General features: G+C 65.6%; 25 protein-coding genes. 8 read left to right on the top strand and 17 right to left on the bottom strand.

Annotated elements, in window-relative coordinates:
* Positions 1–3: 3 nt before the first annotated feature.
* Positions 4–435, bottom strand: a complete 432-nt coding sequence (locus FHS02_RS10455) for a type II toxin-antitoxin system RatA family toxin (RefSeq protein ID WP_137313368.1) — start codon at positions 433–435, stop codon at positions 4–6.
* Positions 436–547: 112 nt separating this feature from the next.
* On the opposite strand from FHS02_RS10455, the gene smpB reads away from it, so the two are divergent.
* The 4 genes from smpB (at position 548) to FHS02_RS10475 (ending at position 3,046) form a co-directional block, all read left to right on the top strand.
* Entirely contained in the window at positions 548–997 is a 450-nt protein-coding gene (gene smpB, locus FHS02_RS10460) for an SsrA-binding protein SmpB (RefSeq protein WP_130188867.1), read from the top strand.
* 207 nt (positions 998–1,204) lie between these two features.
* On the top strand, positions 1,205–1,882 hold the full coding sequence (locus FHS02_RS10465; RefSeq protein WP_137313369.1) for a hypothetical protein: 678 nt from the start codon (positions 1,205–1,207) through the stop codon (positions 1,880–1,882).
* Entirely contained in the window at positions 1,882–2,424 is a 543-nt protein-coding gene (locus FHS02_RS10470) for a FlgO family outer membrane protein (protein ID WP_137313370.1), read from the top strand. Before FHS02_RS10465 ends, FHS02_RS10470 begins: the two co-directional genes overlap by 1 nt.
* Positions 2,425–2,470: 46 nt before the next feature.
* Positions 2,471–3,046 carry a DUF1349 domain-containing protein gene (locus FHS02_RS10475; RefSeq protein ID WP_137313371.1) on the top strand — a complete coding sequence of 192 codons (576 nt, stop codon included), beginning with the start codon at positions 2,471–2,473 and terminating at the stop codon, positions 3,044–3,046.
* Here the strand turns inward: FHS02_RS10475 and FHS02_RS10480 are convergent.
* The 6 genes from FHS02_RS10480 to ppsA form a co-directional block, all read right to left on the bottom strand.
* Entirely contained in the window at positions 3,039–3,869 is an 831-nt protein-coding gene (locus tag FHS02_RS10480) for an NAD-dependent protein deacetylase (RefSeq protein ID WP_137313372.1), read from the bottom strand. The two genes, FHS02_RS10475 and FHS02_RS10480, sit on opposite strands and share 8 nt — an antisense overlap.
* 223 nt (positions 3,870–4,092) lie before the next feature.
* A complete protein-coding gene (locus tag FHS02_RS10485) occupies positions 4,093–5,223 on the bottom strand; it encodes a hypothetical protein (protein ID WP_137313373.1) in 1,131 nt (376 codons plus the stop codon).
* 8 nt (positions 5,224–5,231) lie between these two features.
* Positions 5,232–5,654 carry a DUF4259 domain-containing protein gene (locus tag FHS02_RS10490; protein ID WP_137313374.1) on the bottom strand — a complete coding sequence of 141 codons (423 nt, stop codon included), beginning with the start codon at positions 5,652–5,654 and terminating at the stop codon, positions 5,232–5,234.
* A gap of 29 nt (positions 5,655–5,683) precedes the next feature.
* Complete coding sequence (locus tag FHS02_RS10495; RefSeq protein WP_137313375.1) at positions 5,684–6,631, bottom strand: SPFH domain-containing protein; 948 nt, start codon at positions 6,629–6,631, stop codon at positions 5,684–5,686.
* A 30-nt stretch (positions 6,632–6,661) separates the two neighbouring features.
* The gene (locus FHS02_RS10500) at positions 6,662–7,081 is read right to left on the bottom strand and encodes an NfeD family protein (protein WP_137313376.1); all 420 of its coding nucleotides are present in this window, start codon (positions 7,079–7,081) and stop codon (positions 6,662–6,664) included.
* Positions 7,082–7,346: 265 nt separating this feature from the next.
* On the bottom strand, positions 7,347–9,803 hold the full coding sequence (ppsA, locus tag FHS02_RS10505) for a phosphoenolpyruvate synthase (RefSeq protein WP_371861477.1): 2,457 nt from the start codon (positions 9,801–9,803) through the stop codon (positions 7,347–7,349).
* A 176-nt stretch (positions 9,804–9,979) separates the two neighbouring features.
* Here ppsA and ppsR point away from each other — a divergent pair, with 176 nt between their 5' ends.
* Positions 9,980–10,819 carry a posphoenolpyruvate synthetase regulatory kinase/phosphorylase PpsR gene (gene ppsR, locus FHS02_RS10510; RefSeq protein WP_175424770.1) on the top strand — a complete coding sequence of 280 codons (840 nt, stop codon included), beginning with the start codon at positions 9,980–9,982 and terminating at the stop codon, positions 10,817–10,819.
* A 24-nt stretch (positions 10,820–10,843) separates the two neighbouring features.
* Here ppsR and FHS02_RS10515 read toward each other — a convergent pair whose 3' ends face one another.
* Complete coding sequence (locus FHS02_RS10515; protein WP_137313377.1) at positions 10,844–11,431, bottom strand: PEP-CTERM sorting domain-containing protein; 588 nt, start codon at positions 11,429–11,431, stop codon at positions 10,844–10,846.
* A gap of 123 nt (positions 11,432–11,554) precedes the next feature.
* Complete coding sequence (locus FHS02_RS10520) at positions 11,555–12,466, bottom strand: SDR family oxidoreductase (RefSeq protein ID WP_229422781.1); 912 nt, start codon at positions 12,464–12,466, stop codon at positions 11,555–11,557.
* Positions 12,467–12,770: 304 nt separating this feature from the next.
* Here FHS02_RS10520 and sigJ point away from each other — a divergent pair, with 304 nt between their 5' ends.
* From sigJ to ggpS, 3 genes are all read left to right on the top strand, one after another.
* Positions 12,771–13,646, top strand: coding sequence for an RNA polymerase sigma factor SigJ (gene sigJ / locus FHS02_RS10525; protein ID WP_137313378.1), 876 nt, complete (start codon positions 12,771–12,773; stop codon positions 13,644–13,646).
* Between the two features lie 183 nt (positions 13,647–13,829).
* On the top strand, positions 13,830–14,960 hold the full coding sequence (locus tag FHS02_RS10530; protein WP_137313379.1) for a mechanosensitive ion channel family protein: 1,131 nt from the start codon (positions 13,830–13,832) through the stop codon (positions 14,958–14,960).
* A gap of 291 nt (positions 14,961–15,251) precedes the next feature.
* A complete protein-coding gene (gene ggpS / locus FHS02_RS10535) occupies positions 15,252–17,576 on the top strand; it encodes a glucosylglycerol-phosphate synthase (protein ID WP_137313380.1) in 2,325 nt (774 codons plus the stop codon).
* Between the two features lie 165 nt (positions 17,577–17,741).
* On the opposite strand, the gene FHS02_RS10540 is transcribed toward ggpS, so the two are convergent.
* From FHS02_RS10540 to FHS02_RS10570, 8 genes are all read right to left on the bottom strand, one after another.
* Positions 17,742–18,947, bottom strand: coding sequence for an EAL domain-containing response regulator (locus FHS02_RS10540; RefSeq protein WP_137313381.1), 1,206 nt, complete (start codon positions 18,945–18,947; stop codon positions 17,742–17,744).
* A 13-nt stretch (positions 18,948–18,960) separates the two neighbouring features.
* Positions 18,961–19,755 carry a TrmH family RNA methyltransferase gene (locus FHS02_RS10545; protein WP_137313382.1) on the bottom strand — a complete coding sequence of 265 codons (795 nt, stop codon included), beginning with the start codon at positions 19,753–19,755 and terminating at the stop codon, positions 18,961–18,963.
* Positions 19,752–20,363, bottom strand: coding sequence for a ribonuclease HII (rnhB, locus tag FHS02_RS10550; RefSeq protein ID WP_229422783.1), 612 nt, complete (start codon positions 20,361–20,363; stop codon positions 19,752–19,754). The genes FHS02_RS10545 and rnhB overlap by 4 nt, the downstream gene beginning before the upstream one ends.
* Positions 20,364–20,392: 29 nt before the next feature.
* A complete protein-coding gene (gene lpxB / locus FHS02_RS31485) occupies positions 20,393–21,547 on the bottom strand; it encodes a lipid-A-disaccharide synthase (RefSeq protein WP_229422785.1) in 1,155 nt (384 codons plus the stop codon).
* A gap of 1 nt (position 21,548) precedes the next feature.
* On the bottom strand, positions 21,549–22,337 hold the full coding sequence (lpxA, locus tag FHS02_RS10555; protein WP_137313384.1) for an acyl-ACP--UDP-N-acetylglucosamine O-acyltransferase: 789 nt from the start codon (positions 22,335–22,337) through the stop codon (positions 21,549–21,551).
* Positions 22,338–22,364: 27 nt separating this feature from the next.
* Positions 22,365–22,835, bottom strand: coding sequence for a 3-hydroxyacyl-ACP dehydratase FabZ (gene fabZ, locus FHS02_RS10560; RefSeq protein WP_137313385.1), 471 nt, complete (start codon positions 22,833–22,835; stop codon positions 22,365–22,367).
* On the bottom strand, positions 22,832–23,902 hold the full coding sequence (gene lpxD, locus FHS02_RS10565) for a UDP-3-O-(3-hydroxymyristoyl)glucosamine N-acyltransferase (RefSeq protein WP_137313386.1): 1,071 nt from the start codon (positions 23,900–23,902) through the stop codon (positions 22,832–22,834). The genes fabZ and lpxD overlap by 4 nt, the downstream gene beginning before the upstream one ends.
* 72 nt (positions 23,903–23,974) lie before the next feature.
* On the bottom strand, positions 23,975–24,508 hold the full coding sequence (locus tag FHS02_RS10570) for an OmpH/Skp family outer membrane protein (protein WP_229422787.1): 534 nt from the start codon (positions 24,506–24,508) through the stop codon (positions 23,975–23,977).
* Between the last annotated feature and the right edge of the window lie 36 nt (positions 24,509–24,544).

Genomic DNA, 24,544 nt, shown 5'->3' on the forward strand with positions numbered 1-24,544 from the left:
GCGTCAGCCATACACCGTTTCGGCGCGCTTGCAGAAGGAATCGACCATGCTGTTGGCGATCATGCCGAACACGGGGCCGATCACCTGCTCGAGCAGGCGGCTCGAGAATTCATATTGCAGGTCCAGTTCCACCTTGCAGGCATCGTCGCGCAAAGGCTTGAAGGTCCAGGTGCCGTGCAGCGTCTTGAACGGGCCGTCGACCAGGTTCATCTTGATCGCGGTGGGCGGCGTGTTCACGTTCGACGTGGTGAAGCTTTGCTTGACACCATGGAAATTGATGCCCACCGACGCCACCACGGAGTTCTCGCCGCGTTCCCGCACTTCCACGCCGCCACACCAGGGCAGGAATTTGGGATAATCCTCCACCCGGTCCACCAGGTCGAACATTTGCCGTGCGCTGTAGCCAAGGAATACCGATTTGTGCACTACCGCCATTTTTTAACCGTTTTTAATCGTTTGATATCGTTTGATATCATGTTGGACAAATCGCGCTCCGGCGCGAATGAAGTCCGTAGTTTAACCGACCCGCGCAACCCACACATTTCACATGACCATTGCAGATAACCGCAAAGCCTTTCACGACTACTTCATCGAAGACCGCTACGAGGCGGGCATCGCGCTCGAAGGCTGGGAAGTGAAGGCGATCCGCGATGCGCGCGTCCAGATCAAGGAAGCTTACGTTACGATCCGCGATAACGAACTGTACCTGTTTGGCGCGCATATCAGCGCACTGCCCACGGCTTCCACCCACATCCACCCGCAAGCGGTGCGTACGCGCAAGCTGTTGCTGCACCGCCAGGAAATCGACAAGCTGATCGGCAAGGTCGAGCGTTCGGGCTATACGCTGGTACCGCTGAACCTGCATTTCAAGGGCGGGCGCATCAAGTGCGAGATCGGCCTTGCCAAGGGTAAAAAGCAGCACGACAAGCGCGCCTCCGAGAAGGACCACGACGCCAAGCGCGAAGTGCAGGCGGCGATGAAGCAGAACCGGCGCTGACGAAACCGACTGGCGCGCTCTGGCTTGCATCCGTGTCAGGCGCCAGTTTTCGCGAAATGTTTCAAAATAACTGGTGCCTGTCACCGGTTTTGTCTGCACTGTTCACGCGTTCGAGGCGTCGTAATGCTGCCACGGTATGGTGCACGCAATTTCCGTGCGGCAATGGCGCGTGATACACTTTCCCGGCTAATCACTCCGGGTCGTTCCATGCTTGCCAAAGTCGTCACCGCCACTGCCCTTGCCGCCGCACTGGCCGGCTGCGCCGTTCCCTACACCCCTGCCCCGCTGGCGACGAATTTCCCGACCGCGCGCCAGGAAAAGCTGCAGGCCGCTTCGCACTGGAACGCGGTGGCCGATCACATCGAGCAGCGCGTCGTCACGGAAATGAAGAAGCATCCGCAACGGCCGTTCCACATTGCCGAGGACAAGGACGCGTCGCCGTTCAAGCGTGCCGTCACGCGCCAGATCATCACGTCGCTGGTCAACGATGGCTTCATCGTCGCGCGCTCGCCGGCCGGTGCCTGGAAGGTGGAGCTGGACATCCAGGCCGTCACGTTCACGCCGAACCGCCCGCAATACCGGTACTCGGGTGCGCACACGGCGATCGCTAACGGCGCCTGGGTGCTGTCCGACATCGATCCCACCATCGGACTCATCTCCCTGGCCGGCGCCGGCGATGCCTATCACTGGTTCCACAGCCAGTTCGCCAAGGGGGCCACGCCGAAGACGGAGATCATCGTCACGCTGTCGGTCGGCGACCAGTTCCGCTACCATGCCCGTTCCACGTCCGCGTACTACGTGGCCGATACCGACCGCGCGCTGTACGGCATCAAGGAAGAGGACACGCAATTGACCAAGGTATTCCAGGTGCAGGGGGGCCGCTGATGCGCACGCTTGCCCTCGCACTCGCCGCCACTGCCCTGCTGGCCGGCTGCGCCGGCGCGCCGCCGAAGGAAGAGGCGAATTACGCCACGCTGTCGTCGAACCAGTTCGTCAACGCCAACTACAAGGCGGCCGATGCGCTGCTGACCCAGCTGAACGGCAGGCTGGCGGCGGAGAAGCCGCTGATCATGGCCACCATCGTCAACATCGATGCGCTGGACCAGACGTCCACGCTGGGCAGGCTGATCTCCGAGCAGGTGTCCACCCGGATGTCGCAGGGCGGCCTGAAGATGCTGGAAATGAAGCTGCGCAACTCGGTCTACCTGAAACGCAACCAGGGCGAGCTGATGCTGACGCGCGAGATCGGCGAAGTGGCGCAGAGCCACAATGCGCAGGCGGTCGTCGTCGGCTCGTATGCGGAAACCAGCGACATGGTGTTCATCAACGTGAAGGTGGTCCAGCCGCAGACCAACTTCGTGCTGGCCGCGCACGACTATGTACTGGCCAAGGAAGGCATCGTGCGCTCGATGCTGCTGCAGCGCTGACAGGCATTGGCGGCTATAGTGGCGCTTTCGATGACGAGGGTTGCCCATGTTCGACGCTTGCACCTGGCTGAACGAGCCGCCGGCTCACCGCATCGACGGCGGCACGCTGCATGCCGTCACCGGTGACCGCACCGATTTCTGGCGCATCACCAGCTACGGCTTCATTCGCGACACCGGCCACTTCTTCGGCCGTCCCGTCGCCGCCCCCTTCACTGCCCAGGTACGCGTACGTGCCGATTTCACCGCGCTGTATGACCAGGCGGGACTGATGGTGCGCATCGACGCACACCGCTGGCTGAAGGCGGGGGTGGAATTCTCCGACGGGCAGCCGATGCTGAGTACCGTGCTGACCAACGAACTGTCCGACTGGGCGACGATGCCCGCGCCGGCGCTGCCGGACGGCTTCTGGCTGCGCATCACCGTCGACCAGGGCGCCATCCGCGTGCAGTACTCGGCCGATGGCCTGGCGTGGCCGCTGCTGCGCCTGGCCCCGTTCCCGGCCGCGGAACACTATCTCGTCGGACCGATGTGCTGCACACCCGAGCGCGCCGGGCTGGCGGTGCGTTTCAGCGACTTCACGGTTGGCCCGGCGCTGGGCAAGGACCTGCACGACCTCACGTAGCGGCCAGCAGCCCCGCGACCGCCGGCAGCACTTCCTGCGCCGGCAGCGCCAGCTTCAGCCCGATCAGTTCGTCGGCGCGCGTCTTGCCGGCGTTGACCGCGGCGATCGGCTTGCCTGCCGCGGCGGCCAGCTTGCAGAAGCGGTATCCGGAAAATACCATCAGCGAAGAGCCGACGACCAGCAGCGCGTCCGCTTCGTCCATCCATTGCAGCGCGTGACGGGTGCGCTCGGCCGGGATGTTATCGCCGAAGAAGACGACGTCCGGCTGCAGCGTGCCGCCGCAATCCTCGCAGTGCGGCACGACAAAGGTCTCGAGCGATTCCGGTTCGAGCTGCGCATCGCCATCCGGCAGCGGCTGCGCCAGCACGCTGCCCAGCGCGGGATTCTCGCGCAGCAGGCGTTGCTGCAGGTCGGCGCGATGCTGGCGCCGCTCGCACGCCAGGCAGCGCACGGTGTGGATATTGCCGTGCAGCTCGATCAGTCGTTCCGTGCCGGCGCGCTGGTGCAGGCCGTCCACGTTCTGCGTGATGACCTGGCCGACCCGGCCCGCCGCTTCCAGCCGTGCCAGCGCCCGATGTCCTGCGTTCGGCTCGGCGCGCGCCAGTGTCGGCCAGCCCACCATGCTGCGCGCCCAGTAGCGGCGGCGCAGCGCATCGCTGCCGCGAAACTCTGGACCCTGCACGGGCGGCTTGCCGCGGCGCACGCCCTCCTCGTCGCGATAGCCGGGAATGCCGGACGCGGTGGACAGCCCGGCGCCCGTCAGCACGAGCACGTTGCGGTGGCGGTCGAGGAATTCGGCCAGCTGGTCGATCTGTTCGTTCATGGCTTCACGGATCCCGAAAGCACTTATGTGAGGTCAGTCGGCGCAACTCCAAGTCAGGCTGCATGACGGCCGAGCTGGTCGCTAAACAACACCGGGTCACACCAGGGACAGTCCCCGATTTTTTTACAACGCTTTTGCTGCTGCCGAGCTGGTTGCTAAACAACACCGGGGACAGTCCCTCCGGGAGGGACTGTCCCCGGGTTTTTTACAACAGGGTTGCGTGTCAGTTGTCGCGGAAGCGCAGCGTGTTGATCAGCGTATTGGTGGTGTCGATGTCGGCCAAGGCTTCGCCGGAGATGCGCAGCAGGCTGCGCTCGCGCAGGCGCAATAGCTCGTCGATCAGCTGCGGCGCCGGCATCGCGGCAAGCGCCAGTTCGATCGGCTGGATGCCCTCGTAGCTGCCGTACGAGGCGAACAGCGACGACAGCAGCTGCCGGGCGGCAGCGTCGTCGAGCCGCCGTGGCGCGGGGGCCTTTTCGGACGGTGGGGAATCGGATAACTGCTGCACCAGCGTGTCGAACCGCATGCCGGCCAGCTGCGGCCGCGTCTGCATGTAGAACTGCCTGGCCTTGCCCTGCAGCTTGCGCGGGTCGAACGCCAGCAGCGCATCCCTGCCCTGCGGCCCGCCGGCGCGCAGCATGAACGTGGCGGCGCGCGCGAACGTGTCCGCATCGGCGCTGTCCAGCAGCGGCGCCACGGCCGGCACGCTGTCCGGCGAACCCACCCACATCAGCACCTCCAGCACGCGGTTGACGACCGCCCGGTCGTTCAGCAGGCCGCGCAGGTGCTGCTCGGCGCGAGCGCCGAATTGCCCGTACAGGTAGATGCAGACGGACGTCGCATCGACCGTATAGCCGTGCTGCGGCACCAGCACGGTCACGTCGCCGCGCAGGAATACCTTGTCGATCAGCGGGAACAGCCGGGGATCGCGGTCGGCCGCGCTGGCGTGGACAAAGCGGAACAGTTGCTGGCCCTGCGTTTGCGGCACGATGCCGGCCGGGTCGATCGCCAGCAGCGCCTGCATCGACAGCGCACGGTCCGGGGGCTCGCCGAGCGCGCGCAGGAAATAGCCGACATCGAGCAGCACCAGCTGGCTGGGCCGCGGCTTTTTCAGCTCCGCCGCCAGTTCGCGCCGCAGCACCGGCAGCGCGGCGGTGCGGTTGTTGCCGAACCAGCGCCACGCGGCATCCAGGTCGCGCCGCTGCTGCTGCGCTTCCTGGCCGGCACTGGCCGCCGGCATCGCACGCATGCGCGCCAGGCGGTCCAGCGCTTCCTGTTCCGGCGTCGCCGCCACCGATGACACCGCCGCCACGGCCAGCATCGCTGCCGCCACGGCCCTCTTCAATACCGCCATGAAGCTCCCTATTTGCCCTGCAGCCGCGTTTTCTGGTCTTCCACCGCGGCGCGCCATGCGTCGAAATGCTCGCTATCCTGCCACAACTCGCGCAACTCGGAGCGCTCCGAAAGAATCAGGTCGAGCGCGCGGCCGGCCTTCTCGAGCAGATCCGCGCGCGACTTGTATTTGCCCTTGACCACGCCGACCCATTCGTCGATCGCCGCCGAATCGTCGTCCTGCACGCCGCCGCGGCCCTCCAGCCGCAGCAGCGTCTCCACGGCGGCCAGCCCTTCCTCGCCATAGGGCGCTTCCAGCTGGTCGCCATTTTCCGGCGACAGCACGTTGTCCAGCGTATCGCCGATGAAATACAGGTCGTTCGATTCGTGCAGGTCTTCCGCCCAGTCCTGCGCGGCGTCGTTGCCGAATGGTCCAATCGCCCATGTGCCCATGATTTCTTCTCCTTGTTACGGCAAAATCCCTACGATGGCGTGCGCACCACGCGCGCCGCCGTCTGCGTTTTCACGACCTGCATCGCGGTGGCGATCAGGCTGCTCATGTCGCCCAGGTTGGCGGGCACGATGAGCGTATTGTTGGTCTTCGCCAGCTCGCGGAACGCGTCCACGTACTGCTCGGCCACCTTCAGGTTGACCGCCTCTTCGCTGCCCGGCTGCTCGATCGCCGAGCCGACCTGCCGCAGCGCCGACGCGGTGGCTTCCGCGATCGCGATGATCGCATTGGCCTCGCCTTGCGCGCGATTGATCGCCGCCTGGCGTTCGCCTTCGGAACGGGCGATGGATGCCTCGCGCTCGCCGGTGGCGATGTTGATCTGTTCCTGCTTGCGCCCTTCCGAGGCGGCGATCAGCGCCCGCTTGTTGCGCTCGGCCGTGATCTGCGCCTGCATCGCATGCAGGATATCGGCCGGCGGCGTCAGGTCCTTGATTTCGTAGCGCAGTACTTTCACGCCCCAGTTGGCGGCCGATTCGTCGATCGCGTTGACGACCGTGGTGTTGATGTGGTCGCGCTCCTCGAACGTCTTGTCGAGCTCCATGCGGCCGATCACGGAACGCAGCGTGGTCTGGGCCAGCTGCGTGATCGCGGCAATATAGTTCGACGAGCCGTACGAGGCGCGCATCGGGTCGGTGACCTGGAAGTACAGGATGCCGTCCACCTGCAGCTGCGTGTTGTCCTTCGTGATGCACACCTGCGAGGGCACGTCGAGCGGGATCTCCTTCAGGATGTGCTTGTAGGCGATGCGGTCGACGAACGGCACCACGATGTTCAGGCCGGGCGCCAGCGTCGCATGGTACTTGCCGAGTCGCTCGACCACCCACGCGTGCTGCTGGGGCACCACGTTGATAGTCTTGAAGACGAAGACCAGCGCCACGGCCAGGATGACCAGGGCCACGCCGCCGAAAGTGATTTCCATGTGTTTTCCTTTTTAGTTTTAATGTGCCTGTCAGGCGCCGACGATGAGCCGGCTGCCGCGCACTTCGACAATGCGGAACGTGCCCGCCTCGGCCACCGCGCCGGACGCCAGTTCCACGTCCCACAGGGCGCCGCGGTACATCACGCGCGCGCTGTTGCCGTGCCATTGCGGTACCTGCACCGGCTGGCCGATGTCCTGGTTCACGTTCGGGTCGCGCGACGCGTCGAGCTTGGCCGGTTCGTTGCGCCGGCGGCGCCGCAGCAGTACCGTGGCGATCACGGCCACCAGCGCGGCGGCCAGCATCTGGCCCGGCAGGTCGATGCGCAGCGCCGCCACCAGCGATCCGGCCAGCGCGCCCAGCGCGATCATCAGCAGGTAGAAGGTGCCGCTGAACAGTTCCAGCGCCACCAGCACGCCGGCGGCGATGAGCCACATGATCCAGTCAGCCATCTGTCGTCTCCTATGAAAGTAAAACCCCCGCGGCCCTGGGAAGGACGGCGAGGGTTGGCGTAACGATAGAGCAATTCGGGGCTGTTGGGTAGGGTTCATGCCCGGAACGTCGAACAGCTGGTGTCAGACACCTTCAGGTGTCTGACACCGGTTTCTGCGCAATGACCGGAATCTTCTGGCGAGAACCGGTGTCCGACACCGGGAAACCGGTGTCCGACACCAGGCAGCCGCCGCGGACTTCGGGAAGTCCGCGGCGCCTTGCTGCTTACTTGCGCAGCTCAGCCAGCTTCTGCCACGTATCGACCACCGAGTCCGGGTTCAGCGACATCGATTCGATGCCCTGCTCCATCAGCCATTCGGCCAGGTCGGGGTGATCCGAAGGACCCTGGCCGCAGATGCCGATGTACTTGCCTTGTTTCCGGCAAGCCGAGATGGCCAGCGACAGCAGTGCCTTCACGGCCGGGTCGCGTTCGTCGAAGTCGGCGGCCAGCAGTTCCATGCCGGAGTCGCGGTCCAGGCCCAGGGTCAGCTGGGTCAGGTCATTCGACCCGATGGAGAAACCGTCGAAGTACTCGAGGAACTGGTCGGCCAGCACGGCGTTCGACGGCACCTCGCACATCATGATCAGGCGCAGGCCGTTCTCGCCGCGCTTCAGGCCGTTCTTCGCCAGCAGCTCGACGACCTTCTGCGCCTGGCCCAGCGTGCGCACGAACGGCACCATCAGTTCCACGTTGGTCAGGCCCATGTCTTCGCGCACGCGCTTCATGGCCAGGCATTCCATCGTGAACGACTCGGCGAAATCCTCGGAGATGTAGCGCGATGCGCCGCGGAAGCCCAGCATCGGGTTTTCCTCGTCCGGCTCGTAGCGCGAACCGCCGATCAGCTTCTTGTACTCGTTCGACTTGAAGTCGGACAGGCGCACGATCACCGGCTTCGGCCAGAACGCGGCGGCGATCGTCGCCACGCCTTCGGCCAGCTTGTCGACATAGAACGCCTTCGGCGAAGCGTGACCGCGCGCCACCGATTCCACGGCCTTCTTCAGGTCCGGATCGATGTTCGGGTATTCCAGGATCGCCTTCGGGTGCACGCCGATGTTGTTGTTGATGATGAACTCCAACCTAGCCAGGCCCACGCCGGCATTCGGCACCTGCTGGAAGTCGAAGGCCAGCTGCGGGTTACCCACGTTCAGCATGATCTTCACCGGCAGCTGCGGCAGTTCGCCGCGCGAGACTTCGGAGATTTCCGTTTCCAGCAGGCCGTCGTAGATCTTGCCCTCGTCGCCTTCCGCGCACGACACGGTAACGAACGTGCCATCCTTCAGCAGCTCGGTCGCATCGCCGCAGCCCACCACGGCCGGCACGCCGAGTTCGCGGGCAATGATCGCCGCGTGGCAGGTACGGCCGCCGCGGTTGGTCACGATCGCCGCGGCGCGCTTCATCACCGGTTCCCAGTTCGGGTCGGTCATGTCGGCCACCAGCACGTCGCCTGGCTGCACGCGCTCCATCTCCGACGGGTCGCTGATGACGCGCACCGGACCGGCGCCGATCTTCTGGCCGATCGCGCGGCCCGAGGTCAGCACGGTGCCGGTCGACTTCAGCTTGAAGCGCTGCTGCGCGTCGGTGGTCTTCTGCTGCGACTTCACCGTTTCCGGGCGCGCCTGCAGGATGTACAGCTTGCCGTCGCGGCCGTCCTTGCCCCACTCGATGTCCATCGGGCGGCCGTAGTGGCGCTCGATGATCACCGCGTACTTGGCCAGCTCCACCACTTCGGCGTCGGTCAGCGAATAGCGGTTGCGCAGCTCGATCGGCACGTCCACGGTCTTCACGGAACGGCCCGCGCGGGCTTCGTTCGTGAACTCCATTTTGATCAGCTTGGAGCCGATATTGCGGCGGATGACGGGCGACTTGCCCAGTTCCAGCATCGGCTTGTGCACATAGAATTCATCCGGATTCACGGCGCCCTGCACCACCGTCTCGCCCAGGCCGTAGCTGGAGGTGATGAAGACCACGTCCTTGAAGCCCGATTCGGTATCGATCGTGAACATCACGCCGGCCGCGCCGGTATCCGAGCGCACCATGCGCTGCACGCCCGCTGACAGCGCTACCTCGGCATGCGTGAAGCCCTTGTGCACGCGGTAGGAAATGGCGCGGTCGTTATACAGCGATGCGAACACGTGCTTCATCGCGTCGAGCACGTTGTCGATGCCGACCACGTTCAGGAACGACTCCTGCTGGCCCGCGAACGATGCATCAGGCAGGTCTTCCGCGGTGGCGGAGGAACGCACGGCGAACGACACTTCGGTTTCCGAGCCGGCCACCAGGTTGTCGTAGAACGTGCGGATTTCCTGCTCCAGGCGCGGCTGGAACGGCGTGTCGACGATCCACTGGCGGATCTCGGCGCCGGCCTGCGCCAGCGAACGCACGTCGTCCACGTTCAGGTCGGACAGGCGGTTGGCGATGCGCTCGGCCAGCGGCGCGCCGCCGTCGATGCTGTGCGACAGGAAGTCGCGAAATGCCTGGGCCGTGGTGGCGAAGCCGCCCGGCACGCGCACGCCGGCGCCGGCAAGCTGGCTGATCATTTCGCCGAGCGAAGCATTCTTGCCGCCGACGGATTCCACGTCGGTCATGCGCAGGTTCTCGAACGAAGCCACGTAGGTCGAAGCCGCGGCGGTGGTTTGGTTACCTTGCTCCTGGTCGGGAATAACAAGTGCTGCGTTGGACAAGTTGGTCATGATGACACCTTACTGATGATGGGAATCTGTTGGTCTCTCTGCAGGCTTGCCGCGCGGCTGACGACATCTGGTTGTTATTCTTGGCGTCGTACAGCACAATCTGACCGTTGCCGGCCATTTTACAGCCTGTGGCGAAAATTGACAGTTCACAATCAAAAGCTATTTCCATGACATCCGCACAACGCCCGACCTCCGCCCGCACCGTGTTTTTCGTGTCCGACGGCACCGGTATTACCGCAGAAACCTTCGGCCACTCCGTGCTGACGCAGTTCGAGATGCGTTTCCGCCAGATCCGCCTGCCCTTCATCGACACGGTCGACAAAGCCCACGCCGCGGCCCGCAAGATCAACGAGGCGGCCATCGCGGACGGGCAGCGCCCGATCATTTTCAGCACGCTCGTGCAGGCCGAGCTGTCGTCGGTGATCCGGCAATGCAGCGGCCTGCACATGGACCTGTTCCAGAATTTCGTGGCGCCGCTGGAAGAAGAGCTGGGCGTGAAGTCCACGCACACGATCGGCCGCTCGCACAACATCGTCGACAGCGAGGAGTACCGCAACCGCATCGAGGCGATCAATTTCTCGCTGGCGCACGACGACGGCCAGTCGCACAAGAACCTGGCCGATGCGGACGTGATCCTGGTCGGCGTTTCCCGTTCCGGCAAGACGCCCACTTCGCTGTACCTGGCGATGCAGTACGGGATCAAGGCGGCCAACTATCCGCTGATCCCCGACGATTTCGAGCGCGGCAAGCTGCCTTCGGCGCTGTATGCGTACAAGCCGAAGATCTTCGGGCTGACGATCACGCCGGAGCGGCTGACCGAAATCCGCAACGAGCGGCGTGCCGGCAGCAAGTACGCGGCGCTCGAGAACTGCCGCTACGAAGTCAACGAAGCGGAAAAGATGATGAAGCGCGAAGGCATCCGCTGGCTGTCCTCGACCACCAAGTCGATCGAGGAAATCTCCACCACCATCCTGCAGGAGATCAAGCCGAACCGCCGCGAGTATTGAACCGGCGGCGCTCGGGGCAAACGATCAGCGGCGGCGGCGCAGCGCCGAACCGACCAGCAGCAGGCCGCCGGCCAGCATCGCCAGTTGCGAAGGCTCGGGCACCGGCGAGACGGCCAACGCCAGGTTGTCCAGGTTCAGGATACGGCCCTCGGCGTCCGGCAGGACCGTGAAGCGGAAGATCGGCGCGGTGCTGGCGACCGACAGCGTGGCGCGCTGCCAGCCGCCGTCGATGCTGTCCGATACCAGCAGGTTGCCCGCGGCATCGTAGGCGCTCAACGTGGCGTTCCAGTACGAATAGCTGTCGATACTGATGCCGTACACCGGCATGTCGAACCAGCCGGACACTGGCTGCGACGTCAGGAAAGTGTTGCCGGGGTTGCCGTCGAAGAAGGCCCCCTTCGCCACGCTGGCGGTGTTGAAATGGACGCCGACCGCGGCGTATTCCTCTTCGATGCGGCTGGGATAACCATCGGAGAAGATCGGCTCGTCATCGGCCGTGCCGAGCCGGCCATCGGCGCCGGGAACGGTATTGAAATCGATCGCCAGCGTTTCCGCGTGGACGGGGGCCGCGATGAAGCAAGCGGCGGCAAGGAAGGCAAGCAGTTTGGACATAACGTTTTCATTATTTTATTGTGGAATGCAATTATGTCATCACGAAACTTCGATTGCATAGCCGTCCAGTAAAGTCTGTGACCTCGACGCAACGCGCCCCACTGCCTGCCCGCCGGCCTGTCCTCATGGCTGCCCGCTGCCGCCTGCAACACCGTACACGTGGCCCGTCGTGTAGCTGGAATCGTCCGCCGCCAGCGTGACGTAGGCCAGCGCCAGTTCGCCGGGCTGGCCGGGGCGTTTCATCGGCGTGTCGCCGCCGAAGTTGACCAGCGCATCCTGTTCCTGGCCGCCGCACACCTGCAGCGGCGTCCAGACTGGACCCGGCGCCACGGCGTTGACGCGGATGTTCTTTTCGGCCAGCTGCTTGGCCAGCGATTTCACGAACGCCACCTGGGCCGCCTTGGTCTGCGCATAGTCGAGCAGGTTCGGCGACGGATCGTAGGCCTGCACGGAGGCCGTGACGATGATCGCGCCGCCAGCCCTCATGTGCGGCACGGCGGCCTTGCAGATCCAGAAGTTGGCGTACAGGTTGGTCTTGATGGTCCAGTCGAACTGCTCGGTGGTCAGCTCCAGGATCGAATCGACCGACTGCTGCCGGGCCGCGTTGCTGACCAGGATATCGAGCCCGCCCAGCTGCTCGGCGGCCTTGTCGACCAGCGTCTTGCAGAACGCCTCGTCGCGGATGTCGCCGGGCAGCAGCACGGCCTTGCGGCCCGCCTTTTCGATCAGCGCCTTGACTTCCTGCGCGTCCGGCTCCTCGAACGGCAGGTAGTTGATCGCCACGTCGGCGCCTTCGCGCGCATACGCGATCGCGGCGGCGCGGCCCATGCCGGAGTCGCCGCCCGTGATCAGCGCCTTGCGGCCGGCCAGCCGGCCGCTGCCCCGGTAGGTCGTCTCGCCATGGTCGGGCCGCGGCGTCATCTTGCCCGCCAGTGCCGGCCACTCCTGCTGCTGGCGCGGGAATGGCGGCCGTGGAAACTTGCGGTTGCGCAGCGCGCCGCTGCCCTGCCCGCGCTCCACCGGCTGCTGGGCCATGGCGCCGCTCGCCGCAGCGGTGCCGGCCGCCGCAAGCGTGGTGGCCACCGCGCCGACGAAGCGGCGCCGCGATGGCTTGACGTCCTGTCCGGCGCTGTCCTGCGCCGTTTTGCCTTGTTCCATGTGCTGGTCGTTCGGATCCATCGAAAGACTCCTGGTCGTGTGGGTTGGGTAAGCTGCCGGGGTGACAATGTAGACAACAAAAGCGTTCGCTGCCACACCTTTGCCCGCGGAAAGCTGTCACAGCGCTGGCGCCTTGCCCGTCTTGGGTAGATCGACACTCTCGCCATGAAGCCATGAAGCCATGAACGACAACACCGCCCTCCAGTTCGACGCCCTGCGCCCCCGCCTGTTCGCGATCGCCTACCGCATGCTCGGCATCCGCGCCGATGCCGAGGACGTGGTGCAGGATGCGTGGCTGCGCTGGGCCGCCAGCGACCAGGGGGCGGTGCAGTCGGCGGAAGCCTGGCTGGTGACGGTGGCCACCAGGCTGTCGATCGACCGGCTGCGCAGCCGCAAGGCCGAGCGCGAAGCCTATGTGGGCTGGTGGCTGCCCGAACCGCTGGTGGAGCTGGACGAGCGCACGCCCGAAACGGCGGCCGAGCTGGCGAGCGAGGTGTCGGTGGCGATGCTGTGGGTACTGGAACGCCTGGCGCCCGAGGAACGCGCCGCCTTCCTGATGCGGCAGGTATTCGACCAGGATTACGGCGACATCGCCGCCACGCTGGGCAAGAGCGAAGCGGCGTGCCGGCAGCTGGTGTCGCGCGCGCAGGCCCGCGTGCAGCAGGAAAAGCCGCGCTTCACCGTGCCCGGCGACGTGCACCGCGATCTGCTGGCGCGCTTCATGCAGGCCGCCACGGGGGCCGACCGGGAAGCGATGAAGACGTTCCTCGCGGGCGATGTACGACTGGTCTCCGATGGCGGCGGCAAGGTGCCGTCGTTCGGCAGGATACTGGTGGGCGCGGCGCGCATCGCCGGCGTCTACTGGTCCGTCGAGCATGCGCATCCGGGCAAGGTCATATACCGGATGGCGCGCGTCAACGGCGAGCCGGGCATCGTCCGCTATGTCGGTGGCGTCGTCGAGTCGGCACAGGCATTCATCGTCGACGGCGGCAAGATCGTGGCAATCTACGTGGTCCGCAATCCGGACAAGCTGGCGGGCATCGCCCCATTGCATTGACCTCAATGTGCGCAGGCTAACGGACCAGTCCAGCGAGTAACGGTAGCATCCACTCATCAAAAGGGCGGGCGCCCGCATGCCATCGCGCGCCCCTCTTCTCCTCGCACCGGCCGCTCCGCGCGGCGCGGTGCTTCCCAGCGCAGGCCCCGCCCCGCTACCGATCCCGTCCGACAAGGAGAAGACATGGACTATGTTGTGCTAGGTAATGACCTGAACACCTGGATGATCGCCATCGGCATCGCCGCCGCCGTCAGCATGGCACTGTACGGCGCCAACCGCTTCCTCGTGCGCCGCATCGGCGCGTTCGCCGACCATACCGCCACGCACGTGGACGACATGGCCGTGCGCGTGCTGAAGACCACCAGCACCGCGTTCATCGTGGCGATGGGCATCTATGCCGGCACCCAGTGGCTGCTGCTGTCGCCCAAGGCCGAAACGCTGCTGCGCAACCTGGCCGTGGCGATCCTGCTGCTGCAGATCGCGCGCTGGCTGGATGTGGGCGTGCGCGGCTGGATCGATTTCTACCGCAAGAAGCGCGGCGCGACCGACGTGGCCGCGACGACATCGACCGCGGCGCTGACCTTCGTGGCGCGCGCCGCGCTGTGGGCCGTCATCCTGCTGATGATCCTCGATAACTTCGGCGTCAACATCACCACGCTGGTCGCCAGCCTGGGTATCGGCGGCATCGCCGTCGCACTGGCCGTGCAGAACATCCTTGGCGACCTGTTCTCGTCGCTGTCGATCCTGCTCGACAAGCCTTTCGTGGTGGGCGATTTCATCACGGTCGACGACCTGGCCGGCACGGTGCAGTACGTGGGCCTGAAGACCACGCGCATCCGCAGCCTGAACGGCGAGGAAATCGTATTCTCGAACAGCGACCTGCTGAAGAGCCGCATCCACAACGTGCGCCGCATGGAGACGCGGCGCGTGGTGTTCTCGGTGGGCGTGACCTACGACATCACCGAAGAGCAGCTGGAGAGCATTCCCGGCACGCTGAAGGAAATCGTGTCCGCCCAGCCGCAGGCGAAGTTCGACCGCGCGCACTTCAAGGGCTTCGGCGCCTCGTCGCTGGACTTCGAGGTGGTGTATGTGATGCAGACGCCGGACTACGGCCTGTTCATGGACACCCAGCAGGCCATCAACTTCGCCCTGTTCAAGCGCTTCAACCGGGCCGGCATCGAGTTCGCCTACCCGACGCAGACGGTGAAGCTGTCGAATCCGGAAGTGCTGCGCGGCGAAGCAGCCAACGAGACCTACGAGGGCAACGAGGAGCGGCGCCGCCCGGCGCCCGAGCCGCAGCCGAAGTCGCAGTGATCCAGGAGATCACGTCGATCGACGAAGCGCTTTGAACCCGGCGCGCAATACATTTTCACAAATGTATTGTCAATAAATTTAGTATAATGGCGCCGCATTCTTCGGGATGCGGCGCCATCGTCATTGCAGCACCATCCCTGCCGCTTCCCTTCTTCTCGCAATGGCCGGCATCCAGCCGCTGTTGCATCCGTACACGTGAGCGGTCCACCGGGACCGCGGCTTGCACACGTTAACTCCAGTTTGGCGCACCTGCTAAGCGCCCGACGCATCGCTATTCAAGGATGATTCGCCATGGCAATTCTGCATTCCTGTACCACCCCGCTCACTACTTCGTCTGTCGCTTCGCCGATCACCCCCGGACATTTCCTGCTCGCCACCGACCTGGACGGCACACTGCTGGCCGGCACGGCCGACGCGCGCCGCCGCGTGCGCGAGCTGTTCGCCACCGCCCCGCGCCAGGCAAAACTGGCGTTCGTGACCGGCCGCGGCCTCGAATCGATCCTGCCGCTGCTGTCGGACCCGACGATTCCCATGCCCGACTACATCATCGCCGACGTGGGCGCCACCATCGTGCATGGTGCCGACCTGCAGCCGGTGGGCAACCTGCAGCAGGACATCGCCGCGCGCTGGCCCGGTTCGCAGGCGGTGCTGAAGGCGCTGGCCGGCTTCCCGCGCCTGCGCCGCCAGAGTGTGCCGCAGGAACGCCGCTGCTCGTTCGTGGCCAGCGAGGCCGACGTGACGCCAGCCCTGCGCGCCGCCGTCGAGGCGCTCGGCTGCGACCTGCTGATGTCCGCCGGCGCCTACCTGGACGTGCTGCCGCGCGGCGTGGGCAAGGGCCCCGCGCTGCTGGCGCTGGCCGAGGCGGCCGGCATCGCACCGTCGTCGATCGTGGTGGCCGGCGATACGCTGAACGACCTGTCGATGTTCGAGACGGGGCTGGCCGGCATCGTGGTCGGCGCCGCCGAGCCGGCGCTGGTGCAGAAGCTGCGCCGCCGCTCCAGTGTCTACATCGCCAGCGGCGAAGGCTGCGACGGCATCTTGGAAGGCCTGGCCCACCATGGCGCCCTGCCCCGCACGGCCCAGCCGGCACCGGCGACCGGCGCGCATGGCGACGCCGACCTGGTGATGGTGTACCACCGCCTGCCGTTCGACGAGGTCATGGAAAATGGCGTGCCCGTGCGGCGCCGTCCGAAAAGCCCGAACGGCATCATCCCCACCTTGCTGCGCTTCTTCGCCGGCAGCCGCAAGGGTTCCTGGGTGGCGTGGTCGCAGCAGGAAAGCCGCGCGCCCGCCGGCTTCGAGACCCATGTGGCGGTCGACGAAAATGCCTACCCGCGCCTGCGCGCCGCGCGCATCGCGCTGACGGCGGAGGACGTCGACCTGTTCTACAAGAAGTTCTCGAAAGAGGCGTTCTGGCCGATCATCTTCTCGTTCCCCGACAAGGCCGAGTTCAACGCCGCCCACTGGGAGCGCTTCCTGGAAGTGAACCGCCTGTTCGCCGAGCAGACCGCACGCGAGGCGGCCGAGGGCGCGGTGGTCTGGGTGCACGACTACAACCTGTGGATGGTGCCTGCCCTGCTTCGCCCGCTGCGGCCGGACCTGCGCATCGCGTTCTTCCACCATACGGCCTTCCCGTCCAGCGACGTGTTCAACATCCTGCCGTGGCGCCGCGACATCATCGGCAGCCTGCTGCAATGCGACTACGTGGGCTTCCACATTCCCCGCTATGTCGAGAATTTCGTCGACGCGGTGCGCTCGTTCGCGCCGGTGGAAATGGGCCCGGCCGTGCCGTGCGCGCCGCGCTTCCTCACCTATGGCTGCGCGCTGGGCGTGGACACCATGACGACGTCGATCGAAGCAGGCGGGCGCACCGTGACGCTGGGCGCCCACCCGGTGGGAACGGACGTGGCGCTGATCGAAGGCCTGGTCGCGCGGCCGGAAGTGACCTCGATGACCGCCGCCATCGAAGCTTACCTCGGTGGCACGACGGGCATCGTGTCGATCGAACGGCTCGACTACGTGAAAGGTTCGCTGGAAAAGCTGCAGGCTTTCGAGCGCCTGCTGGAGCATCATCCGGAGCACATCGGCAAGGTGACGCTGCTGAACATCATCACGCCGGCGGCGCCGGGCATGGAAATCTACGACAGCCTGCGCGTGGAAGTCGATCGCGTGGTCGGCCGCATCAACGGCCGCTTCTCCACGCTGGACTGGGTACCGGTGCGCTACTTCTACCGCTCCCTGCCGTTCGATGAAGTGATCGCCCATTACGCCGCCTGCGGCGTGGCGTGGATCACGCCGCTGCGGGACGGCCTGAACCTGGTGGCCAAGGAATACGTGGCGGCGCGGCGGGCGGCCGGCAAGTCCGGCGTGCTGATTCTCTCCGAGTTCGCCGGCGCCGCCGTCGAACTGCACGGGGCGCTGCTGACCAATCCGTACGATGCCAACGCGATGACGGCCACGCTGCACCAGGCGCTGACGATGGGCGAGGAGGAACGCGCCTACCGCACCGCACGCATGGCGATGATCGCCACCGAGCACGATGTGACGCGCTGGGGCAACGATTTCCTCGGCGCGGTGATGGACAGCGGCCCGGCCGACGAACGGGCGGCGGCGTGAAGGAGGCCGGGGCGTGACATCCTGGTGTCGGACACTATTTCCCCAGGAAATGGTGTCGGACACCGGTTTTCCGGGCATTCGCGCTACATCGGGAAAACACCGGTGTCTGACACCATTTTCAGGAAAATGGTGTCAGACACCTGGCGGCGCAACGGTCCCGTGCTTCTAGAAGAACTGCCGCCATTCGACGAGCCACTTGGGGAACTCGTCGACCGGCATCGGACTGGCGATGTAGTAGCCCTGCGCGTAGGTGCAGCCGAGGCCCTGCAGGAAATCCCAGTCCTGCTTGGTTTCGACGCCGACGGCGCAGGACATCCGGTCCAGGCTGCGCGCCAAACCCAGGTACGATTTCAGCACGGTACCGATGGCGCGCTTGCGCGAGGCGCCGTCGACGAAGCTGCGGTCGATCTTCAGCTCCGAGAACGGGATCGAAGCCAGCAGTTGCAGGTTGGAGCGCCCGGTGCCGTAGTCGTCGATGGCGAGGCCGAAACCCATCATGCGCAGCCGCAGCAGCCGTTCCAGCAGGTGCGGGTCAGTCTGCAGCACCGCCGATTCGGTGATCTCGAACGTGATGTAGCCCGGCAGGATGCGGTGCCGGTCCAGGCAGGCGCCGATCTGTGCGATGAACTGCGGGTGCGACAGCGTGCCCGGGTCGACGTTGATCGAAAACGAGATCGGCATGCCCTGGTCGTGCAGCGTGCGGCAGGCGGCCACCGATTTCTCGATCATGCTCCAGTCGAGGAAATCGATGCGGCCCGCTTCTTCCAGCGCGGGCATGAAGGCCGCGGGGCCCAGCATGCCGTGTTGCGGATGCCGCCAGCGGGCGAACATTTCGAGGCCCTTGACCTGCCCCGTTTCAAGCTCGATCTTGGGCTGGAAGAAAGGATCGAATTCGCGCGCCTGCAGGCCCTTGCCCACTTCGGCGAACGTGAAGGCGGTGGCGGCCGGCGGCGCGGCGGCGTCGGCGGGCCGCGTGTAGTTGGCGGCCAGCGCTTCCAGCCGCGGCGCGGAGACCGGCTTGGCGACGGCGCCCAGCAGGTCGACGCCATAGGCCAGCGCCATCGTCTCGACGGAAAACAGGATGTCGCCGCTCTGCGCGCCGACGACGATCAGGCCGGCGCGGCACCTTGCCTCGGCCAGGCGACGGATCAGTTCCAGCCCGTCCATGCCGGCCAGTGCCAGGTCGATGACGACGATGTCGATGGCGGCGCCGCTGTCGGCAAGCGGCGCCTGCAGCATGCGCAGCGCCGCATGCCCGTCGGGCGCGAAATGGATGTGTTGTGCACCGGCGCTGCGTAGCACCCCGGCCAGCAGCTCGCGCTGTACCGGTTCGCTTTCCGCCACCAGGAACTGCAATCCGGCGATCTCCATGCTCCCTCCGTTATCAGCCGGCGCGCGCCTGGCTTTGCCTGACCTGCTCGAAGAAACACACGGCCGCGCAGGCGGCCACGTTCAGCGATTCCACCTGCCCCAGGTGCGGGATCACGACCTGGTGCCGGGCCAGGCCCAGCAGCTCGTCGGACACGCCCTGCCCTTCATGGCCGAACACCCAGGCAACCGGCCGCTTCAGGTCCACATCGTACAGCTTCTGTTTCGCATAGCCGCTGGTGGCCAGCGTGGCGATCTTCGCGCCCTCCAGCAGCGGCGCCAGCGCCACGTTCTCGTGGATCTCCAGCACGAAGTGTGCGCCCATCGCGGCGCGCAGCACCTTCGGCGACCAGCAGAACGCCGTGCCGGGGCTGCAATACACTTCGCCGATGCCGGCCGCCGCGGCGCTGCGCAGGATCGAGCCGACGTTGCCGGGGTCCTGCACATTGTCCAGCAGGACGGCATTGGCGGCCAGCGCGGCGGGCACCGCCGGCCGCGGCATCTCGACCAGGAACAGGATGCCCACGCCATGCTCGACCTGCGACAGCGGTTCGTACAGCGCATCGGGCAACTGCAGCACGCGGCCGTGATGCGCTTCCAGCTTCGCCACCAGTGCGACGACCTCGGGGTGGCGCAGGCCGCTGTCGCTGACGATGCACTGTTCCGGCTGGCCGCGCAGCTGCAGCCAGGTTTCGCACAGGTGCACGCCGTCGAGCAGCGTGCGGCCGGCCTTGCGCAGCGCGTGCGCACTGGTGGCCAGGTGCTTGAGCTCCTTGTACTGGGCGTTGTCGCGCGAAGTAATCGTTTTCAAAACGCCAGCTCCAGCAGTTCGCGCACCGGGGCGAACGAGCGCCGGTGCACCGGCGTCACGCCGTGCAGTTTCAGCGCTTCCAGGTGCTGCGCGGTGCCGTAGCCCTTGTGCTGGTCGAAGCCGTATTGCGGATATTTCCGGTGCAGCTTGCGCAGCGCGTCGTCGCGCGCCGTCTTCGCCAGGATCGACGCGGCGGAGATCGATTCGATCTTGTCGTCGCCATCGACGATGGCGATGGTCTGGATCTTCATCACCGGGCACTTGTTGCCGTCGATCAGGGCCAGCGTGGGAATCGTCTCGAGCGCATGCACGGCCCGCTTCATCGCCAGCAGCGACGCCTGCAGGATGTTCAGCCGGTCGATTTCCGCTTCGGACGCCTTGGCGATCGCCCAGGCGATGCAGTCGCGCTTGATCAGCGGCGCCAGCTCTTCGCGCTTCGCTTCGGTCAGCTTCTTCGAATCGCGCAGGCCGGCGATGGGCCGCTCGCGGTGCAGGATCACGGCGGCCGCGTACACGGGCCCGGCCAGCGGCCCGCGGCCGGCTTCGTCCACGCCGCAGATGATCTCGTCGAGGGAATATGGCAGGTCGTCGAACAGGCCGCTCTGCATCGCATGGTCCTTCTCATTGTCCTTCTTTGTCACTTGGTTCTTCCTATGACCTGCAGTACCGCCGCGGCACTCTCCTCGGCGGAGTTGCGCAGCAGGCTGTGGTGCATGTCCGTGAAACGCCGGATCAGGTTCGCACGGTGCGCCTCGTCCGTCAATTGCTTCCACAGGTTGTCGGCCAGCGCGGCGGCGCTGGCGTGGTGCTGCAACAGTTCGGGCACCAGGAACTCGCGCGCCAGGATGTTCGGCAAGCCGATCCATGGCTGGTAGCCCATGTGGCGCATGATTTCCCACGATGCCCGCATCATCCGGTAGGCGATGACCATCGGCTTCTTGTACAGCGCCACTTCCAGCGATGCGGTACCGGATGCGACCAGCACGGCATCGGCCGCGCAGATCGCCGCGTGGCTTTCGCCATCGAGCAGTTGCAGGGGAATGTCCTGCAGGCCGGCCTGCGCCACCAGCTCGGTGAAATAGGCCTTTTGCTTGTCGCCGGCCATCGGCACCACGAAATGCAGCCCCGGCTCGCGTTGTCGCAGCAGCTTCGCGGCGCCGATGAAGGCCGCCGTGTTGTACTTCAGTTCCCCCATCCGGCTGCCCGGCATGATGGTGACGACTTTCGCGTCGTCGGCCAGGCCCAGGTGGCGGCGCGCCGCCGTCACGTCCGGCACCAGGGGAATCAGTTCGGCCAGCGGATGGCCAACGTACGTGACGGGGACGCCAGCCTTGCGGTAGATCTCTTCCTCGAACGGGAAGATCACCAGCATGTGCGAGACGTTCTTGATGATCTTCTTGATGCGCCCGCCGCGCCAGGCCCAGATCTGCGGGCCGATGTAGTGCATGGTCGGGATGCCGGCCGCCTTCAGCTCGCCTTCCAGGCCCAGGTTGAAACCAGGGTAGTCGGCGCCGATGAACACGGCCGGGCGCTCGGCCAGCAGCTGGTCGCGCAGGCGCGACTGGACGCGCTTCAGCTCGCGATAGCGCGGGATGATCTCGAACAGGCCGCGCACCGTCATGGTTTCCAGCGGCACCTGCGATTCAAACCCCTGGGCGATCATGGCCGGCCCGCCGATGCCGTGGAAGCGGGCCTCGGGCAGGTACGGCCGCAGGCCGACCAGCAGGCGCGCGGCCAGCATGTCGCCGGAGGGCTCCCCGGCAACGATGGCGACCGACAGGCCGTCGCCCATGCTAGCGGACGATGCCACGGTTGGCGGTATCGAGGAAGGTGCGGAATGCGCGGATATGCTCCGCCGCATCCGGCGTGCTTTGCTCTTGCGCCAGCAGCGCCGCCTTGGCCTCTTCCAGCGTATGGCCGGAGCGGTACAGGATCTTGTACGAGGTGCGCAGCGCGTTGATCTGCTCGCGCGTAAAACCGCGGCGCTTCAGGCCTTCGATGTTGATGCCGTGCGCCTGCGCCGGGTTCCCGTTCAGCAGTACGAACGGCGGCACGTCCTGCGTCAGGCTGGTGCTCATGCCGACGAAGGCATGCGCGCCGATCTTGCAGAACTGGTGCACGTTCGCGTAGCCGCTCATGATGACCCAGTCGCCGATCTCCACGTGCCCCGCCATCTGCGCGTTGTTCGAGAAGATCGTGTTGTTGCCGACCACGCAGTCGTGCGCCAGGTGCACGTAGGCCGAGATCCAGTTGTCGTTGCCCAGCTTCGTCACGCCCTTGTCCTGCACGGTACCCAGGTTGAACGTGCAGAATTCGCGGATCGTGTTGCGGTCGCCCACTTCCAGGCGGGTCGGCTCGCCGTTCCATTTCTTGTCCTGCGGCGGTGCGCCGATCGACGAGAACTGGAAGAACTTGTTGTCGCTGCCGATCGTCGTATGGCCTTCGATGACCACGTGCGGGCCGACCCAGGTGCGGTCGCCGATGACGACATCGGGGCCGACGATCGAATAGGCGCCGATCTCGACACCCTCGCCCAGCTGAGCCTTCGGATCGACGAGCGCGGTAGGATGAATGGTCGTCATGCTGCCTCCTTCTGTTTCCCCACCGTGTTACGCTGCGTCGGCGGTGTTACGGATGGTGCACATCAGGTCCGCCTCGACAGCGGTCTGGCCGTCGACGCTGCCCACCGCCTTGTATTTCCAGATGCCGCGCGACACGCGCACGATCTCGACATCCATCTTCAGCTGGTCGCCGGGGCCCACCGGGCGCTTGAAGCGCGCGTTGTCGATGCCCACGAAGTAGACCACCGAGTTCTCGTCGGGCTTGATGCCCATCGTCAGGAACGACAGGATGGCCGCGGTCTGCGCCATCGCCTCGATCATCAGCACGCCGGGCATCACCGGCTTGTGCGGGAAGTGGCCGTTGAAGAATTCCTCGTTGACGGTCACGTTCTTGATGGCGGTGATCGTCTTGTTCGCTTCCCAGGTCAGCACCCGGTCCACCAGCAGCAGCGGGTAGCGGTGCGGCAGCAGTTCCTTGATCTGGTTGATGCACAGGGTCTTGTTTTCAGCAGTGGTCATGATTCGTCTTCTTGCTCAGTGGCTTGATTATTGATTTTTTTGATCGATTTCTCGAGTGCGCGGATCTTCTCGCGCATGGCACCCAGGTTCCGCACGATGGCGGCGGATTTTTCCCATTCGCTGTTCTTCGCCAGCGGGTAGAAGCCGGTGTACTGCCCCGGCTCCAGGATCGAGCGCGACACCATGCTGGCCGACGACACATGCACGTGATCGACGATCGTCAGGTGGCCCAGCACCATGGCCGCGCCGCCGAACGTGCAGTACTTGCCGATCTTCGCGCTGCCGGCCACGCCCACGCAGCCGGCCATGGCCGTGTGCGCGCCGATATGGCAGTTGTGGCCGATCTGGATCTGGTTGTCGAGCTTGACACCGTCCTCGATGATCGTGTCGGCCAGCGCGCCGCGGTCGACCGTGGTGTTGGCGCCGATGTCGACGTCGTCGCCGATCACCACGCGGCCCACCTGCGGGATCTTGATGTAGACCCCGCCTTCATTGGCGAAGCCGAAGCCGTCGGTGCCGATCACGGCGCCCGAATGCAGGATGCCACGGGCGCCGATCACGCAGCGCGCGTGAAACGTGACGTTGGCAAAGAAATGCGTGCCTTCGCCGACCACCGCTTCGCGGCCGATGAAGCAGCCGGCATCGATCACCGCGCCGGCCTTGATGACGGCGCCCGCCTCGACAGTGACCTGCGGGCCGACATGCGCGGTGGCGTCGACCCGGGCGGTCGGGTCCACGTACGCGGTCGGGTGGATGCCCGGTGCCGGCACATGCGCCGTCAGGGCGTCGAAGTACTGCGCGGCACGGGCGAAGTACGCGTACGGATTCTTCGTGACGATGCGCGCGCCTTGATACTGCTGGGCAACGAGCGGGTCATCGTTCGGCGACAAGATCAGCGCGGCGGCACGGCTCTGCCCGGCTTGCGCGCGGAACTTGCTGTTGGAGAGAAAGCTGATGTGTGAAACGCCGGCGTCGGTCAACGGCGCGATCCCCACCACCTGCAGGTTGGGGTCGCCGATCAACTCTCCGCCGAAGCGCTCGACCAGGTCTCCCAGTCGAATGCCCATGACTATCCTATCAAAAGTGGAAAAGCCGGCCAGGCCACCGCGACGCGGAAGCGTGGCCGGCGATTCGGGGGTTTACTTGTCCAGCGCTGCCAGCACCTTGTCGGTGATGTCGATGCGCGGGTTGGCCCAGACGGCATCCTGCAGCACGATGTCGAAGCCTTCGGTCAGGGCCAGCTGCCGGATGATGCGCGTGGCCTTCTCGGCGATGGCCGCGCGCTCCTCGTTGGTGCGCTGGGACAGGTCTTCCTTGAACTCGCGCTGGCGGCGCTGGAAGTCCTTGTCCAGCTCCACCACTTCGCGCTGGCGCTTGACACGGTCCTGCTCGCCCAGCGTGGGCTCATCCTTCGTGTAGCGCTCGGTCGCCGTCTTCAGCCGTGCGCCCAGCTCGTTCAGTGCCTTCTCGCGCGGCGAGAATTCTTCCTTCAGCTTGTCGCCCGCCAGCCTGGCGAGCTTGGACTCGTTATAGATGCGTTCAGGGCTGAGCCAGGCGATGCGCGAGGACTGTGCCACCTGCGCGTGCGCGGTCCCCAGCGCCGTTCCCAGCACCAGCGAGCCCAGCGCCATGATGGCAAACAGCTTGCCGAACGTGGCAGATGCAGTCTTCAACATGTTTCTCCTCAACTCTTTGCCCACTCGGTTCCC

This window comes from Pseudoduganella umbonata (assembly GCF_014192225.1).
Taxonomy (GTDB): domain Bacteria; phylum Pseudomonadota; class Gammaproteobacteria; order Burkholderiales; family Burkholderiaceae_D; genus Rugamonas; species Rugamonas umbonata.

Excerpts from the sequence above, each read along its gene's own strand:
- FHS02_RS10455 (WP_137313368.1), bottom strand. The coding sequence starts at position 435 with ATGGCGGTAGTGCACAAATCGGTATTCCTTGGCTACAGCGCACGGCAA.
- smpB (WP_130188867.1), top strand. The coding sequence starts at position 548 with ATGACCATTGCAGATAACCGCAAAGCCTTTCACGACTACTTCATCGAA.
- FHS02_RS10465 (WP_137313369.1), top strand. The coding sequence starts at position 1,205 with ATGCTTGCCAAAGTCGTCACCGCCACTGCCCTTGCCGCCGCACTGGCC.
- FHS02_RS10470 (WP_137313370.1), top strand. The coding sequence starts at position 1,882 with ATGCGCACGCTTGCCCTCGCACTCGCCGCCACTGCCCTGCTGGCCGGC.
- FHS02_RS10475 (WP_137313371.1), top strand. The coding sequence starts at position 2,471 with ATGTTCGACGCTTGCACCTGGCTGAACGAGCCGCCGGCTCACCGCATC.
- FHS02_RS10480 (WP_137313372.1), bottom strand. The coding sequence starts at position 3,869 with ATGAACGAACAGATCGACCAGCTGGCCGAATTCCTCGACCGCCACCGC.
- FHS02_RS10485 (WP_137313373.1), bottom strand. The coding sequence starts at position 5,223 with ATGGCGGTATTGAAGAGGGCCGTGGCGGCAGCGATGCTGGCCGTGGCG.
- FHS02_RS10490 (WP_137313374.1), bottom strand. The coding sequence starts at position 5,654 with ATGGGCACATGGGCGATTGGACCATTCGGCAACGACGCCGCGCAGGAC.
- FHS02_RS10495 (WP_137313375.1), bottom strand. The coding sequence starts at position 6,631 with ATGGAAATCACTTTCGGCGGCGTGGCCCTGGTCATCCTGGCCGTGGCG.
- FHS02_RS10500 (WP_137313376.1), bottom strand. The coding sequence starts at position 7,081 with ATGGCTGACTGGATCATGTGGCTCATCGCCGCCGGCGTGCTGGTGGCG.
- ppsR (WP_175424770.1), top strand. The coding sequence starts at position 9,980 with ATGACATCCGCACAACGCCCGACCTCCGCCCGCACCGTGTTTTTCGTG.
- FHS02_RS10515 (WP_137313377.1), bottom strand. The coding sequence starts at position 11,431 with ATGTCCAAACTGCTTGCCTTCCTTGCCGCCGCTTGCTTCATCGCGGCC.
- FHS02_RS10520 (WP_229422781.1), bottom strand. The coding sequence starts at position 12,466 with ATGGCCCAGCAGCCGGTGGAGCGCGGGCAGGGCAGCGGCGCGCTGCGC.
- sigJ (WP_137313378.1), top strand. The coding sequence starts at position 12,771 with ATGAACGACAACACCGCCCTCCAGTTCGACGCCCTGCGCCCCCGCCTG.
- FHS02_RS10530 (WP_137313379.1), top strand. The coding sequence starts at position 13,830 with ATGGACTATGTTGTGCTAGGTAATGACCTGAACACCTGGATGATCGCC.
- ggpS (WP_137313380.1), top strand. The coding sequence starts at position 15,252 with ATGGCAATTCTGCATTCCTGTACCACCCCGCTCACTACTTCGTCTGTC.
- FHS02_RS10540 (WP_137313381.1), bottom strand. The coding sequence starts at position 18,947 with ATGGAGATCGCCGGATTGCAGTTCCTGGTGGCGGAAAGCGAACCGGTA.
- rnhB (WP_229422783.1), bottom strand. The coding sequence starts at position 20,363 with ATGCAGAGCGGCCTGTTCGACGACCTGCCATATTCCCTCGACGAGATC.
- lpxB (WP_229422785.1), bottom strand. The coding sequence starts at position 21,547 with ATGGGCGACGGCCTGTCGGTCGCCATCGTTGCCGGGGAGCCCTCCGGC.
- lpxA (WP_137313384.1), bottom strand. The coding sequence starts at position 22,337 with ATGACGACCATTCATCCTACCGCGCTCGTCGATCCGAAGGCTCAGCTG.
- fabZ (WP_137313385.1), bottom strand. The coding sequence starts at position 22,835 with ATGACCACTGCTGAAAACAAGACCCTGTGCATCAACCAGATCAAGGAA.
- lpxD (WP_137313386.1), bottom strand. The coding sequence starts at position 23,902 with ATGGGCATTCGACTGGGAGACCTGGTCGAGCGCTTCGGCGGAGAGTTG.